Here is a 15286-nt window from a genome sequence, read left to right on the forward strand (position 1 = left end):
GCTTGACAAGTGATGATCAGACACAAAGGAAAACAAGATGTTCTTGCTTCTCTGCGTGCTCTCGGCTTCTATAAGTGCGATGTTTGTCTACTCTGTCGTTTCGACGATCTCTGCGCTACGTCGTGAGCAAGATGATTTACGATCCCTGTTGAAATAATTTCATTCTACCCGGATCTATGAGAAACGCCTCGCCTTTCATCTGAAAGCGAGGCGTTTCTTTTTGTGACATTATTTTATGGCAGAAATAGGCTCTGATCAGACGTGGACTGCTTGTCGCTGTTTTGCCAGTTCGGCGAGGTCCGCTGCCTTCAACTCCACCGACTCGCCACAGCCGCAAGCCGAGGTCTGGTTCGGATTGCGGAACGTGAAGCCGGAGCGCAAGGTTGTCGTTTCGAAATCGATTTCCGTACCCAGCAGATAAAGCACAGCGGCTGGCTCCAGCCAGACGGATGCGCCGTCGCGGGCAATCAAGTCATCCCTCGGGTTCGGCTCTGTCACCAGGTCGATGGTATATTCCATCCCCGCACAGCCGCCCTTCTTGATACCGACGCGAATGCCCTTGGCATCGGGACCGGAATTTTCGACAATTTCCTTGACGCGGGCTGCTGCCGCATCGGTCATGGTCATCACCGCAAAGCCCATGGGCTTTCTCCTTTTCACAGCTGGGTTCAAGGCCCGGTGTTTTTTAAAAGTGGGTTCGGTTTCTTAACTGGAATAGCGCCAGACAAAACCGGTATTTACAATGTAATAGGCGGCTCGCCTTTCAGCAAGCCGCCCTCACTCAATACCAGCCGATGGAGACCTGTGCCTCTTCCGACATCCGGTCCGGTGTCCATGGCGGATCGAAGGTCATTTCCACCTGCACGCCGGAAACGCCTTCCACGGAGCCGACTGCGTTTTCCACCCAGCCTGGCATTTCTCCAGCCACCGGGCAGCCGGGCGCCGTCAGTGTCATCATGATCTTCACCATGCGGTCGTCTTCGATATCGACCTTGTAGATCAGGCCAAGTTCGAAAATATCCGCCGGAATTTCCGGGTCATAGACGGTTTTCAGGGCCGAGATGATATCATCCGACAAGCGGGCGACTTCCTCCGGCGGGATGCTGGTATGAACAATACCTTCTCGTGCATCCGGCTTTTCGTCACTTTTACTGGCATTCATGTCGCTGGCGCTCATGGTTTCAATCCTCAGCCGAAGAAGGTCTTGGCATAGTCAAGCGCTTCCACCAGCGCATCGATTTCTTCACGGGTATTATATAGGCCAAAAGAGGCCCGGCAGGTAGAGGTCACACCGAAACGAGACAGCAATGGCTGGGCGCAGTGCGTGCCAGCCCGAACCGCCACACCGCGCCGGTCGATCAGCATCGACACGTCATGGGCGTGGATGCCCTTGAGCTCGAACGAGAAGATCGCACCCTTGCCCGGTGCATTGCCGAAAATCCTGAGCGAATTGATCGCCGTTAGCCGCTCGTGGGCATAGGACGTCAAATCGGCTTCATGTGCGGCAATCGCCTCGCGGCCAAGACCCTCGATATAATCCAGTGCGTGGCCAAGCCCGATGGCCTGAACAATCGGCGGGGTCCCCGCCTCGAACCGATGCGGCGGATCATTGTACGTCACAAAATCCTCAGTGACATCGACAATCATCTCACCGCCGCCCATAAAGGGCTGCATGGCGCGCAACCGGTCCATCTTGCCATAGAGCACGCCGATGCCGGACGGGCCGTAAAGCTTATGGCCGGTCATCACATACCAGTCGCAGTCGATGTCTTGCACATCCACCGGCATATGCACCGCCGCCTGGCTGCCATCGACCAGCACCGGAATGCCACGTTCCCTGGCGATCCGGCAGATTTCCTTGACGGGCACCACGGTTCCAAGCGCATTGGACATATGGGTGACGGCAATCAGCTTGGTACGGTCGGTCAGCCGCTTTTCGAATTCCTCGATGTGGAACGCACCATCGTCATCCACTGGCACCCAGACCAGCTTGGCACCCTTGCGTTCCCTCAGGAAATGCCAGGGCACGATGTTGGAGTGATGCTCCATGATGGTCAGGACGATTTCATCGCCCTCGCCGATCTCTTTCATGCCATGGCCATAGGCCACCGTATTGATGGCCTCGGTGGAGGATTTGGTGAACACCACCTCGTCCACCGATCCGGCATTCAGAAAGTGCCGCACCTTTTCACGCGCCGCCTCATAAGCATCGGTCGCTGCATTGGAGAGAAAATGCAGGCCGCGATGCACATTGGCATATTCGTTGGAATAGGCATGGCTGATGGCGTCAATCACCGCCTGGGGCTTTTGCGCCGACGCACCGTTGTCCAGGTAGACCAGCGGTTTATCGCCATGCACCAGCCGCGACAGGATCGGGAAATCCTGTCGTACCTTGGCAACGTCATAGCGGCTTGACGGCTTCATCTGATCAGCCATGGGTCTCCAGCCAGTCGGCGATGACCCCTTCCAGGGCCTCTACCAGTTCTTCATCTTCGAGCTCTTCCACCAATTCGGCGACGAAAGCCTTGATCAGCAGCCCACGCGCCACTTTCTGCGGGATGCCGCGCGCCATCAGGTAATAGAGGTGGTTATGGTCGATATCGGCAACCGTTGCACCATGGGCGCATTGCACGTCATCGGCAAAGATTTCCAGCTCTGGCTTGACCGAATATTCGGCGTCGTCAGACATCAACAGCGTGTTGCAGGCCATGCGCGCATCAGTCTTCTGGGCATCGGGAGCAACCCGGATCTGGCCCTGGAACACGCCGCGTGCCCGATCAAACACCACATTACGGATCACTTCCGTCGAGGTTGTGTTCGGCACGTCATGACCAAGCGTCATGGTCACGTCCGTATGGCTTTCGCCACCCAGAAGGTTGACAGCGCGCAGGGTGAAATCGGAACCTTCGCCTGCGGTTCTGACATGGATTTCCTGGCGCACCAGCTTGCCGCCAGCGTTGATCACGAACAGCTTCAGCTTGGCATCGGTCCCCAGCACGACTTTGATCTGGGCCAGATGGGTATCGGCAAGACCCTGGGTCTGCACGATGATCCACGTTACCTCGGCACCCTCGCCCAAGTCCAGGTCACTGACGCTGGAGATCAGGCCAGCGGTTTCGCCGGAATTGCGGTGGCGCTCGATCACTGTTGCCTTTGAGCCAGAGCCGAAGCTCGCCACAAACCGCGCATGGCTCTGACCGCCACCCTGATGGGCCTGCAACTCGATCAGCCTGTCAACCTCGACATTGTCCTCGACGTTCAGCCGATAGCCATCGCGCACGAAACTGCCATTGATCCGGCCAATCGCATCGTCCTTGGAGAAGGCAACCAGATCGGTCGCCGCCGTTCCATCCAGCAGGCTTTCACTATAGGCACGCACGGTCACACCGTCGGGTGCAGAGACGTCACGGCTCAAGCCCTGGCGCAGTTCGAAGATACGAGCCGCCTCCACCAGCGGCGCCACAGCCTTGGAAGGCGTTAGCGTTGCAGCGTCGGGAATGGCACGCAGCAGGGTTTTCAGATCCGTATAATGCCAGGCTTCAACGCGACGGGTTGGCAGGCCAGCCCGCTTCAGGTCATCAAACAGGATATCCCGCGCGCCCAGCACGGCCCCATCGCCCGGTAAATCGCCGAGTTGGGCCGTATAGGCTTCGACCAGCGCAGCCTCGGCCGCTGTCGACCGATTGGCAGCTTGAATGTTCATTACGACACTCCCTCTCCCGACCAATCAGGCCGCTTCGCCGATGATGTCAGCATAGCCATTGGCTTCCAGATCCAGCGCCAGGCTCTTATCGCCGGTCTTGATGATCTGGCCCTTGTAGAGAACATGGACCGTATCCGGAACGATGTAATCCAGCAGGCGCTGATAATGGGTGATGACGATGGTGGCGCGATCCGGCGACTTCAATGCATTGACGCCATCGGCAACGATCTTCAGCGCATCGATATCGAGGCCAGAGTCGGTTTCATCGAGAATGCAAAGCTGCGGGGCCAGAAGCGCCATCTGCAGGATTTCCGCGCGCTTCTTCTCGCCACCGGAAAAGCCGACATTCAGCGGACGCTTCAGCATGTCAGGGTTGATCTTAAGTTCGGCAGCGGCTTCCTTGACCCGGCGTATGAAATCCGGCGTCGTGAGTTCCGCTTCGCCGCGCGCCTTGCGCTGCTCGTTCATTGCCACTTTCAGAAACTGCATGGTGGCAACGCCCGGAATTTCGACCGGGTATTGGAAGGCCAGGAAAATCCCCTTGGCAGCCCGTTCCGCCGGGTCAAGCTCCAGAATGCTCTCGCCGTTATAAAGGATCTCGCCCTCGGTGACTTCATAGTCAGAGCGGCCCGACAGAATGTAGGACAGCGTCGATTTGCCAGAGCCGTTTGGCCCCATAATCGCCGCCACTTCGCCAGCCTTGACGGTCAGGTTGAGACCACGAATGATCTCCGTGCCGTCTTCCGCGATCCGGGCGTGAAGGTTTCTGATTTCAAGCATTTTTCAATTCCCTCATATGGCGGGTTTCAAGGACCCGCATATTCAACCATACGTCGGCAAAGCATTTCCTGCTCTCAAGGCGCGAAGCTCTGCGTCACGACAATATTTCCGACGATATGCCGGTTAAATTCTTCCAGTTCTTCGGCAGGAACCCATAGTTCCTCATGTTCTCGACCACCAACGACCCGCTTTTCGAATTTCGATACATAGGTGGAGTCGACTTCAAATTTCGTGACAAAGCCACGCCGGGAGCCAACATTGGTGTTCCAATCCCGCGCAATCTGCGCGGCATAATCCTCATTCGTCACCGGATAAAATATCGGCTGATCTGGCAGACGGGGCGGAAAAGTTTTCCAGCCACTCTCCTCAATCAGCTTCAATTCTTCCAGTCCGACCGGACGAAAAAGTACGATCGTCCGGCTCATCACCCCACGCTGCCTTCCAGCGAAATCCCGATCAGCTTCTGCGCTTCGACCGCAAACTCCATCGGCAATTCCTGGATGACTTCGCGCACGAAACCATTGACGATCAGGGCGATGGCGGCTTCCTGGGGAATGCCGCGTTGCAGGCAGTAGAACAGCTGGTCTTCCGAGATTTTCGAGGTTGTTGCCTCATGCTCGAACTGAGCCGAGGAGTTCTTCGCCTCGATATAAGGCACGGTATGCGCGCCGCATTTGTCGCCGATCAGCAGGCTGTCGCACTGGGTGAAGTTACGGGCATTTTCAGCCTTGCGATGCGCAGAAACCTGGCCGCGATAGGTATTGCTGGAAAAGCCGGCCGAAATCCCCTTGGAGATGATGCGGCTCGACGTATTCTTGCCGAGATGGATCATCTTGGTGCCGCTATCGACCTGCTGATAACCGTTGGAAACGGCAATCGAGTAGAATTCGCCGCGGCTGTCATCGCCGCGCAGAATGCAGGATGGATATTTCCAGGTGATCGCCGATCCGGTCTCGACCTGCGTCCACGAAATTTTCGAGCGCGCTCCACGGCAATCGCCACGCTTGGTGACGAAATTATAGATACCGCCCTTGCCGTTCTTGTCGCCCGGATACCAGTTCTGGACGGTGGAATATTTGATTTCGGCATCGTCAAGCGCCACAAGCTCAACCACGGCAGCGTGCAGCTGATTTTCATCACGCTGCGGGGCTGTGCAGCCTTCCAGATAGGAGACGTAAGCGCCTTCTTCGGCAATGATCAGCGTGCGCTCGAACTGGCCGGTGTTTTTCTCGTTGATGCGGAAATAGGTGGACAATTCCATCGGGCAACGAACACCCTTGGGAATGAACACGAACGAACCATCGGTAAACACAGCCGAATTCAGCGTTGCATAATAATTGTCGGTGACCGGCACGACCGTGCCGAGATATTTCTTCACCAGATCAGGATATTCGCGCACGGCTTCTGAAATCGACATGAAGATCACGCCAGCCTTCATCAGCTCGGCCTTGAAGGTGGTGACAACGGAAACCGAGTCAAACACCGCATCGACAGCGATTTTCGAGGTCTGAACGCCTGCCAGGATTTCCTGCTCGCGCAACGGAATGCCCAGCTTTTCATAGACCTTCAAAAGCTCAGGATCGACATCGTCGATTGACGTCGGGCCAGCCGTGCTTTTCGGCGCGGCATAGTAATAGATGTCGTTGAAGTCGATCTTCGGATAGTGGACGCGCGCCCAATCGGGCTCTTCCATCGTCAGCCAGCGCTGATAAGCGTCCAGACGCCATTGCAGCATCCAGTCCGGCTCGTTCTTCTTTGCGGAAATGAAACGGACGATGTCCTCCGACAAGCCCTTCGGGGCCTTATCGACTTCGATCATGGTTTCAAAACCATACTTGTACTGATCGACGTCGATCTGGCGGACCTGATCGATCGTTTCTTGTACGGCAGCCATTAGCGTTCTCCAATCTCGCCGGGTCCAAGGTCCGGCAGCTTGTCAACGTTTCAGCGGGGGATCCGCTCTCATATAGGGAATGGAGATGAGTTTTCACCCCCAAGCCTGGGTTTATTCCGCCTTTTCAGGCACTCTTTTCGCGCCTTAAGCCGCGTGACCGGCAAGCTGGCGCCGCCCGGCAATCTTGCCGAAAATCGACACGACCCGCTCGATATCTTCAGCCGTGGTGGCGGGACCGAGCGACAGCCGCAAGCCGCCAATGCCTGCATCCAATCCCATCGCCGTCAAAACATGGCTCTGTCCAACCTTGCCGGACGAACAGGCCGCTCCGGCAGACAGCGCCACGCCTTCCAGATCAAAGGCGATCTGCCCGGTTTCAGCTTTCAGACCCGGCAGCGTGAAGAAACTCGTATTGCCGATACGCTTCTGACCCGCGCCGTGGATCACTAGATCGGGAGCCATGCTGCGCATGCCTGTTTCCAAAGCATCTCGCAAGGCCGCAATCTGTAAATTGCGATTTATCAAGTCTTTTGTAGCATAGTCCGCAGCAGCACCGAAGCCTGCAATTGCAGCAAGGTTCTCCGTGCCACCGCGATGGCCCTTTTCCTGCCCGCCGCCGCGCACCAGCGGTTCCGGCATCAGCGCCTCGCCGCGAGCCACCACGGCGCCAGCCCCTTTGGGGCCGCCAAGCTTGTGGGCAGATAGAATCAGGAAATCCGCATCCAGGGCCGCAATATCGACCGGGATACGCCCAACCGCCTGGACCGCATCCACCAGCAGCAATCCGCCCTTAGCGTGAACCAGTTGCCCCACCGCTTCAACCGGCTGGATAACCCCGGTTTCATTATTAGCCAGCATGACGGCGACCAGCGGCATGCCCTGATCGGCAGGATGGTCGGCCAGCGCCCGCTCCAGGGTATCGAGATCGATCACGCCCTGTTGGGTCACAGGGATTTCGGTCGCACAATCTGGCGAAAAGCGCCCACCTTGCCGCACAGCAGGATGTTCGATGGCCGAGACATAGGCTCGTCCGATGGCCAACAGTGAACGGCCCATCCTATAGCGAGGCGACAGGACAAAATTTGCCGCTTCCGTTGCCGTCGAGGTAAAGACGACATTGGCGGGCGCGGCTCCGACAAGTTCCGCCACCTGGCGGCGCGCCTTTTCTACCAGGGCGCGGGCAGCCCGACCTTCAGCGTGAACAGAGGATGGATTGCCCGGCATGGCCAAAGCAGCCAGCATGGCATCGCGCGCTTCATTCAGAAGCGGTGCGGTAGCATTCCAGTCCATGTAGATGCGTTCAGCCATGTTTTCTCTGATATGTTCCGCTTTGTTGTGCCGCGATCTTAAGCCGGAAGGCGCAAAACCTGCGTATTGTCTTAAATCATGCCCTGTTTTCGGAGAAAATCACGCATCTGCCTTAGAAGATGCATTTTTCTTGAAATTTTCACCCCGACTGTCCTATGACACATTCAATAACACAGCGACCCATAATTTCGAATGGTTCTAAACTGGGTTTTAGAAAAGCTGAGTGCCCCCGTCAAGTCATCTTCTGACGGGTAAGGGCGCGAAGGCAAAAAAACACGCCAAGACCGGAGTATCCATGCCCGAAGTCATTTTCAACGGACCCGCAGGACGTCTAGAGGGCCGCTACCAGCCCTCCAAGGAAAAGAGCGCCCCGATTGCGATCATCCTGCATCCGCATCCGCAATTTGGCGGCACGATGAACAACCAGATCGTCTATCAGTTGTTCTACATGTTCCAGAAGCGTGGTTTTACAACCTTGCGCTTCAACTTCCGCAGCATCGGCCGCAGCCAGGGCGAATTCGACCACGGCGCCGGCGAATTGTCCGACGCTGCCTCGGCGCTCGACTGGGTGCAGGGCTTGCATCCCGATTCAAAGAGCTGTTGGGTTGCCGGCTATTCCTTCGGCTCGTGGATCGGCATGCAGCTGTTGATGCGCCGCCCGGAAATCGAAGGTTTTATTTCGGTTGCGCCGCAGCCGAATACCTATGATTTCTCCTTCCTCGCCCCCTGCCCTTCGTCCGGTCTGATCATCCATGGCGATGCCGACAAGGTTGCGCCCGAAAAGGACGTTCAGGGTCTGGTGGACAAACTGAAGACCCAGAAGGGCATTCTGATCACCCAGAAGACCTTGCCCGGCGCCAACCATTTCTTCAATGGCCAGGTCGAAACACTGATGGCCGAATGCGAGGATTATCTGGATCGCCGCCTGGAAGGCGAACTGGTGCCCGAACCGGCTGCCAAGCGGCTGCGCTGATTAGCCCATATTTCTTTTTGCAAATAAAAACGCCGGTTGTTTCAACCGGCGTTTTTTGTGGCATAGTCTATCCGCCCAGATCGGCTTCCTGAATCGCCGGATATCAAAAGGGGATTGCTATGGACCTGCATTCAATGATCACCTTTGCGCTGGCTTTTCTGGTGTTTGCCGCCAGTCCCGGCCCCGATAATGTGACGATCATGGCCCGCACCCTTTCCCATGGGCCTGCGTCGGGTCTTGCTTATGGCTTGGGGACGGTTACCGGCATCCTAATTTATTTGACGCTTGCGTTTTTCGGCCTGTCTGTGTTGGCGCAAGACATGGGCTGGCTGATGGAGCTTTTGCGTTATGGCGGTGCGGTCTATCTTATCTGGATGGGTGTCCGCCTCTGGATGGCAAAGCCGGTCCTGCCGCAGATGGTGCCGATGGAGCGCCGTGGGGCGCTGTTTCCCGTGTACCTGACAGGTTTCGCGCTCAATCTCGGCAATCCGAAAATGCCACTTTTCTATCTAGCCCTGCTGCCGAATTTCGTACCCGCATCCTTCAATGTGTCGGCGCTGATCGATATCATCGCGATCATTCTTGCGGTCGAGACCTTGGTGATTGGCGGCCATGTCTTTCTGGCGGGACGGGCCAGACGCCTCTTGAAAACACCCCGCAGCGTGGCGCTGATCAACCGCACGACCGGCGGTTTTTTGGGCGCTGCCGGGGTGGCTATCCTCGCATCTGGCCGCGGAAATTGAAGTTTCGTTAAGCTTTATGGCGCAGCGAAGGGCCTATTCCTTGACTTTGGGGCGTTTTCGGCCTATCCCGCGCTGGCGTTAACGCCTGTTCGCGGGCGATTCATCTTGAGTTCGCAAGAACGGAACGGAAAACATTTCCCTTTGACCACATTCGCTGACCTTGGCCTGAGCCAAAAAGTTCTTTCCGCTGTAACTGATGCCGGCTACACCGTGCCGACACCGATCCAGGCTGGCGCCATTCCGCCGGCCCTGATGCGCCGCGACATTTGCGGCATTGCCCAGACGGGTACAGGCAAGACGGCGTCCTTCGTACTGCCGATGCTGACATTGCTCGAAAAAGGCCGCGCCCGCGCCCGCATGCCGCGCACGCTGATTATGGAGCCGACGCGCGAACTTGCAGCCCAGGTGGCCGAGAATTTCGAAAAATACGGCAAGAATCATAAGCTCAACATTGCCCTGCTGATCGGCGGCGTTTCGTTCGATGAACAGGACCGCAAACTGGAGCGTGGCGCCGATGTGCTGATCTGCACGCCTGGCCGCCTGCTGGACCATTGCGAGCGCGGCAAGCTGCTGATGACCGGCGTGGAAATCCTCGTTATCGACGAAGCCGACCGTATGCTGGACATGGGCTTCATTCCCGATATCGAGCGTATCGCCAAGCTCATTCCCTTTACCCGTCAGACGCTGTTCTTCTCGGCTACCATGCCGCCGGAAATCCAGAAGCTGGCCGACAAGTTCCTGCAAAACCCGGAACGCATCGAGGTGGCTCCGCCATCTTCGACCGCCAAGACCGTGACGCAGCGGCTGGTTGCCTGCCAGAACAAGGATTATGAAAAGCGCTCCACCCTGCGCGACATCATCCGCGCCCAAGACGATCTGAAGAACGCCATCATCTTCTGTAACAGGAAGAAGGATGTGGCCGATCTGTTCCGTTCGCTTGAGCGGCATGGTTTCTCGGTCGGCGCCCTGCATGGCGACATGGACCAGCGTTCGCGCACCAACATGCTGGCAGGTTTCAAGGACAATCAGATTACGCTTTTGGTCGCTTCCGACGTTGCGGCCCGTGGCCTTGATATTCCCGATGTTAGCCATGTGTTCAATTTCGACGTGCCGATCCATGCGGAAGACTATGTCCACCGCATCGGCCGTACCGGCCGCGCTGGGCGCTCCGGTCGTGCATTTACGCTCGTGACCAAGTCAGACGCGAAATATCTCGACGCGATTGAAAAACTGATCGGCGAAAAGCCAGAATGGCTGGACGGCGACGTCGCGGCGCTGCCGCCCATGGCAGAAGGTGATCGTGATGAGCGCCGTGGCCGTGGCGGCAAGAATGCTCGTGACAAGAGCGGAAGTGACAGAAGCGGTAGTGAACGGGGCCGTGGCCGGGAGCGCTCCAGAGACGGCGCGCGTGACGGTGATCGTGAACATCGCAGCAGTCACAAGCCTGACACGACAGAAGAGCAGATTAGCACCGAAGCGGCTGTAGAAGTCGTCGCAACCAAGGTGGATAGCGTGAAGCAAGAGCGCAAGACAGACAGACGGCCAAGCCAGGGCAACCGCGATTATCGCAATAGCCAGGCACCCAACCCGGCCAATGATGACCAGCGCGAACGCCGCCGCCAGCATTACCGCGATCACGATGACGGCCCGACCCCTGTTGGCTTCGGCGATGATATTCCTGCTTTCATGCTGATCGTTGCCAACGCCAAAGCCTGACATGCTGCCCGGAATTGATTTCCCGGGTGTCGGCGTTGGCCTTGCCATCCTCAGAGATGGCAAGCTTTTGCTTTACAAGCGAATCCGCCCGCCCGAAGCCGGTTTCTGGAATATTGTCGGCGGCAAGGTCGATGTGCTTGAGCCTGCGGAGCACGCAGCGCGGCGTGAAGCCGAAGAAGAAACCGGGCTGACCATCGGCTCCGTGGAATTTGTCAGCGTCAGCGAACAAATCATCGCAGCCGACCGTCAGCACTGGGTTTCTCTTCTCTATAAGACCAGCGACATCTCAGGCGAAGCGACCTTGACCGAACCCGACAAGCTATCGGATTTCGGCTGGTTCGATCTCGATCACCTGCCGCAGCCTTTATCGGCCTTCACCAAGGCTATACTGCCGTTTCTACGCTGATTTTTCCGCGTGCCGTGACTGATCGCAACCATCAAAGAATCCTGGAACAGTGTTGGTTGTGGGGCGTAACCTCTTAAGCGCTCCTTGATACACAAGGCCTGCTGGCCCTGCTATAGTCCAGCGAGCTGGACGTCCGGGGCGGAGCCTCTCCGAGACCATGATCGCCGATGCGGCAGCCATAAACAGAAGGTGGTAGTCATGCACGGCGAATGGTAACACCATCAGCGCCCAGCAGGTACCAACACAAAGTCCGCCCTCACGCAGGCCGTAGCGCAGGCAATCACGATCTGCGGACCAGCCAAAAGCGCTCAATCGCGGCGTCCAGTGACACTGGTTCAAGATACGTTGTTTCCAGGGTGTGATTTGCCAGAAGCCGACGAGGCCCAATGCCAGCAGCAGGACTGGCAGATCGACTAGGCTTGCAGCCACCCGCAGCAGCATGCCGAGGACCACAAGCAGTGGTGCGCAAACAGCCCATAGACCGCAATAACTGACAAAGAACATGCCCAACGAGCGTACTCGCCGCCTCTTGAGGCTACGGTTCCAGATATGCATGATCGGGTCCCGCAAAATTAATGACATCATTGCGATCAGCATGATCATCAGAGACAAGGCAACGCCGGTCACGGACATCATCCATATTTGCACCTGGAAGGCACGCCAGCCCCGGTCAAGAAGAGCGCCAGAGGCCGAAATGCAAAGATCCAGAGCATCATTGCCATGGCTTGTGAAAGCCATGGCAAGCCAGCCGGTAAGGCTGAAGGTAAGCAAGGTGGGCCATGGCGGCTCCTTCAACAAGGAGACCACGGCCCTGATCCGAGACAGAGTGGGAGCCATGCCGCTTAGCCCGGCTGACGGTAAAGGCTGATGCGTTCGACAGTTACCTTCGCGCCCTCTCGCAGAGCCTTACGGGGAACGAGATGGACGCTCAAACCGCTCTTGGTGATATTGCCGCTATGGATTAAGCCGGATAGGAGTTTGGTGATGTCAAGAACCTGCGTCACACCCCGTCCGCCATGGGAGCTGTCGGTTTTCGACGCATTGCGAACGCCGAATAGGCCGACAGAGCCTGCACGAAGGTCCAGACGGTGCGCATGATCGGCATCATCGGGCAGATTGAGATAGACATCGATCACGAAGCCATCCTGTTGTGCACGAATGTTTTCCAGATTGAGGAAATACCTGTCATGCGGGGCATCGCCACTGCGCAACCCCAAAGCCAACGTCTTTGGTGCAGTAAATAGCGCTGAGGAGGCATCGTCCAGATGGACCGCCGATGACGTTTTTTCACCGGACAGGGCAAGAACATCCGCATTCGCCCCGACCAGTTCGGCAGCCTTGGGTTCCGTCACCGCTTTTCCTCCTGTTGCGACAGCCGCCGCCAGAACGGGGGCTTGAGCTACAACGAACTGGTCATAGGTATAATCCAGTTTCGGGCTTGTGGTCTCCAGCATATCAGAGGGCTTGTAGTAATACGGCGTTCCATCCGGGTTCGGCACGACGAATTTACGATCCTGAGGTCCGTCCAGCCAGGCCGGATCGACAGGGTTTTTGTGCAATGGGGATGCGGCATTCCATTGCGCCCAAAGCCGGTCGATATTGGCATGATGCAGCCAGAAAATCGGATCAAGTCCCGCCGTGTCGGGGACGGCCATCAGGCCCTGTAGCTTCGAATCTTCAGGATTGTCGCCACCGATAGCAATATGGACCACATTGTGTGGCATGTGTTCCAACAGGCCGAATGTGTCGCTATCGTGGGAAAAGCCCGTCTTGACGCCACCAAATCCGGGGCTGCCGCCTGAGGACACACCCGTGAAAATAGGCCACTCCAGTGCCTCCAGGCTCACATCCTCGACAGGCACGATGATCGGTGGCGTTCCTGAGCCGTAGCGCTGCTTGATGTAGAGTGGATTAGGGCCACCTTCAAACTCTTCCTGCGCGAAGGCAGGTGGCATCATCCGTGCCTTGGGATTGGTCGTATCGCTGTAGTTCCAATAGGGCATGGCCCAGTCCGCTGGCCCTCCCATAGCCACGATCTGCGCCCGCACAAGCGCTTCAATCGACCAGATATAACCGCGATGCCAGGGTAGGAAATACCAGCTGCCGTGTTGGCATTGGTTCCAATAGAGATCCTGGTCCGCTTGGGACGGCAAGGGCTCTCCAGCCGTGTAATATCCATATGTCGTCCAGAGACTATCGGGATCATCGATATCAATCCCGTGGATCGCAGCCATGAAATTCCAGCTGGTGTTATCGGCCAACGCCTTTTGTCGCAGCTTGCCGACACCCTTGGCGTACCAATAGAGAATTGGATCGCTGAAATCGCCGCCATTCGCCCATACACTTTTACGAACGTAAACCATATTATCCCCCAGGATATTTGATGAAAAAACGATCAGAAACTAGGCCAAAGCTTCGCCCCCCAAGATCCCGCCCTTAGAGGGAGGTGAGGTCTTCGATTGGTGAGGAAAAGGCTTCAGCCGAATGGCTTACACTTATGAATCCGTAGAGAATGCCCCGTCCTTTGAATATAGATCCGTTGGCACATCGTCGGAAATCAGCATCATCATGATGCTTTGGTCTTCAGGTTGTCCGTTGAATTTTGGGAAACTCGAGCTCGATTTTCCCTAACAAAACTTTGGTGAGTGAAAACATTGAATGATTTTGCTCTCAAAACCTCTTAGATTTCAGAGAACTATCGAGTAAATCCTGATGCGGTTAAATGTGTCTTTTGATTGAATGTTATAAAATTGCTACTATTGATTTAAATAACCGTCAAGTTGCCCAGCACTCTTGAAGAGACCTTTTTTGGGTGCTTTTTCGTGGCGAAGCGATTGCGCGAGCACCAGTCTCCTGGCTACTGCGTCCGTGTCGTTTTAAGCGGCTGTTGCCGCGCCGAAGCTCACTTGCGGCGCTTTGGGGGTGAAGGCTTTTGTGTCCGGATACCAGCCTCATAGGCCAGCCTTGCCCAGCGCGCCATTTCGTCGGGATCATCAAACGCGTCTTCCGGCACAGACCAATAGGGCATGGCGACAGGCTTCTTGCCGGGCCGTTGATAGACCCATTGCCGGGCGCCAGCGGCGGCAAACTCTGATGCCGTCTGCGCGTCGGCTTTCAGCATGATCTCGTCAAACAGATAAAGCGCGAAGATTATGCCCTGGTGGTAGATACCCTTGCCACCGAACATGCGCCGGATACTGACCGGACCCAGCGATTGAAACATCTCTTCAATGTCGGCATTGTCCATGATTTGGGTCCATGATCTGGCCTATTAGACGGTGTGAAAACCTCTTTGCAGGTAAAGAAGCGTTGCAGCTTTTTCACCAAGCTTCAGCCCCACCACTTCGCCGAACAGGACAGTGTGCGTGGCCGTGATTTTCCTGTCCACCACCCGGCAATCATAAGCGGCGATGGCATCGGCCAGCAGCGGTGCGCCAGTAATCATCTGCTCCCAGCTACCAAGCGCGAAGCGCTCTTCGCTCGACAGCTTGCCGAAGCCAGCGAAAGCTCCAGCCAGGTCCTGATGATGAGCGGCGAGCGTGTTCAGGGCAAAACAATCACTTTCGAAGAACGGCTTGTTGCCTTCATTCTGATTGTTGATGCAGGCCAGCACCATCGGTGGCTGATCGGAAACCGAGCATGCGGCAGTGATGGTCGTGCCTCTGGCAACACCTTGAAATTCCGTGGTGACGATCTGCACATGGCCTGCGTAGCGGCTCATCGCTTCACGATAGTCCAAAGGATTGATAGCCACGCCTGCACT

At 56.6% G+C, this 15286-nt stretch carries 16 protein-coding genes; 4 read left to right on the plus strand and 12 right to left on the minus strand.

Annotated elements, in window-relative coordinates; genetic code table 11:
- Window positions 1-255: 255 nt before the first annotated feature.
- The 8 genes from sufA to ASB66_RS13420 form a co-directional block, all read right to left on the minus strand.
- Window positions 256-642, minus strand: a complete 387-nt coding sequence (gene sufA / locus ASB66_RS13385; RefSeq protein ID WP_015916165.1) for a Fe-S cluster assembly scaffold SufA — start codon at window positions 640-642, stop codon at window positions 256-258.
- Window positions 643-781: 139 nt separating this feature from the next.
- Window positions 782-1162 (minus strand): SUF system Fe-S cluster assembly protein, encoded by a 381-nt coding sequence (locus ASB66_RS13390; RefSeq protein WP_060715977.1) that lies wholly within the window; start codon window positions 1160-1162, stop codon window positions 782-784.
- Window positions 1163-1188: 26 nt separating this feature from the next.
- Complete coding sequence (locus tag ASB66_RS13395) at window positions 1189-2436, minus strand: cysteine desulfurase (RefSeq protein ID WP_060715491.1); 1248 nt, start codon at window positions 2434-2436, stop codon at window positions 1189-1191.
- Window positions 2429-3703 (minus strand): Fe-S cluster assembly protein SufD, encoded by a 1275-nt coding sequence (gene sufD / locus ASB66_RS13400; RefSeq protein WP_060715490.1) that lies wholly within the window; start codon window positions 3701-3703, stop codon window positions 2429-2431. The genes ASB66_RS13395 and sufD overlap by 8 nt, the downstream gene beginning before the upstream one ends.
- A gap of 24 nt (window positions 3704-3727) precedes the next feature.
- Window positions 3728-4483 carry a Fe-S cluster assembly ATPase SufC gene (gene sufC / locus ASB66_RS13405; protein ID WP_060715489.1) on the minus strand — a complete coding sequence of 252 codons (756 nt, stop codon included), beginning with the start codon at window positions 4481-4483 and terminating at the stop codon, window positions 3728-3730.
- Between the two features lie 74 nt (window positions 4484-4557).
- Window positions 4558-4908 carry a hypothetical protein gene (locus ASB66_RS13410; protein WP_060715488.1) on the minus strand — a complete coding sequence of 117 codons (351 nt, stop codon included), beginning with the start codon at window positions 4906-4908 and terminating at the stop codon, window positions 4558-4560.
- Window positions 4908-6377, minus strand: a complete 1470-nt coding sequence (gene sufB / locus ASB66_RS13415) for a Fe-S cluster assembly protein SufB (RefSeq protein WP_015916159.1) — start codon at window positions 6375-6377, stop codon at window positions 4908-4910. Before sufB ends, ASB66_RS13410 begins: the two co-directional genes overlap by 1 nt.
- Before the next feature lie 144 nt (window positions 6378-6521).
- Window positions 6522-7685, minus strand: coding sequence for a cysteine desulfurase family protein (locus tag ASB66_RS13420; protein WP_060715487.1), 1164 nt, complete (start codon window positions 7683-7685; stop codon window positions 6522-6524).
- A 295-nt stretch (window positions 7686-7980) separates the two neighbouring features.
- Between ASB66_RS13420 and ASB66_RS13425 the strand changes: the two genes are divergently transcribed.
- The 4 genes from ASB66_RS13425 (at window position 7981) to ASB66_RS13440 (ending at window position 11523) form a co-directional block, all read left to right on the plus strand.
- The gene (locus tag ASB66_RS13425) at window positions 7981-8658 is read left to right on the plus strand and encodes an alpha/beta hydrolase (RefSeq protein ID WP_060715486.1); all 678 of its coding nucleotides are present in this window, start codon (window positions 7981-7983) and stop codon (window positions 8656-8658) included.
- Window positions 8659-8777: 119 nt separating this feature from the next.
- Window positions 8778-9401, plus strand: a complete 624-nt coding sequence (locus tag ASB66_RS13430; protein ID WP_060715485.1) for a LysE family translocator — start codon at window positions 8778-8780, stop codon at window positions 9399-9401.
- A 141-nt stretch (window positions 9402-9542) separates the two neighbouring features.
- Window positions 9543-11117 (plus strand): DEAD/DEAH box helicase, encoded by a 1575-nt coding sequence (locus ASB66_RS13435; RefSeq protein WP_114386603.1) that lies wholly within the window; start codon window positions 9543-9545, stop codon window positions 11115-11117.
- Between the two features lies 1 nt (window position 11118).
- Entirely contained in the window at window positions 11119-11523 is a 405-nt protein-coding gene (locus ASB66_RS13440) for an NUDIX domain-containing protein (protein ID WP_060715483.1), read from the plus strand.
- On the opposite strand, the gene ASB66_RS13445 is transcribed toward ASB66_RS13440, so the two are convergent.
- From ASB66_RS13445 to ASB66_RS13460, 4 genes are all read right to left on the minus strand, one after another.
- Window positions 11515-12330, minus strand: coding sequence for a copper chaperone (locus ASB66_RS13445; RefSeq protein WP_158544214.1), 816 nt, complete (start codon window positions 12328-12330; stop codon window positions 11515-11517). The genes ASB66_RS13440 and ASB66_RS13445 overlap by 9 nt on opposite strands.
- A gap of 35 nt (window positions 12331-12365) precedes the next feature.
- Entirely contained in the window at window positions 12366-13886 is a 1521-nt protein-coding gene (locus tag ASB66_RS13450; protein WP_060715481.1) for a tyrosinase family protein, read from the minus strand.
- 539 nt (window positions 13887-14425) lie between these two features.
- Entirely contained in the window at window positions 14426-14770 is a 345-nt protein-coding gene (locus tag ASB66_RS13455; RefSeq protein ID WP_060715480.1) for a TfoX/Sxy family protein, read from the minus strand.
- Window positions 14771-14794: 24 nt separating this feature from the next.
- Entirely contained in the window at window positions 14795-15244 is a 450-nt protein-coding gene (locus tag ASB66_RS13460; RefSeq protein ID WP_060715479.1) for a flavin reductase family protein, read from the minus strand.
- Between the last annotated feature and the right edge of the window lie 42 nt (window positions 15245-15286).

Source organism: Gillisella vitis, from assembly GCF_001541345.2.
GTDB classification, from domain to species: domain Bacteria; phylum Pseudomonadota; class Alphaproteobacteria; order Rhizobiales; family Rhizobiaceae; genus Allorhizobium; species Allorhizobium vitis.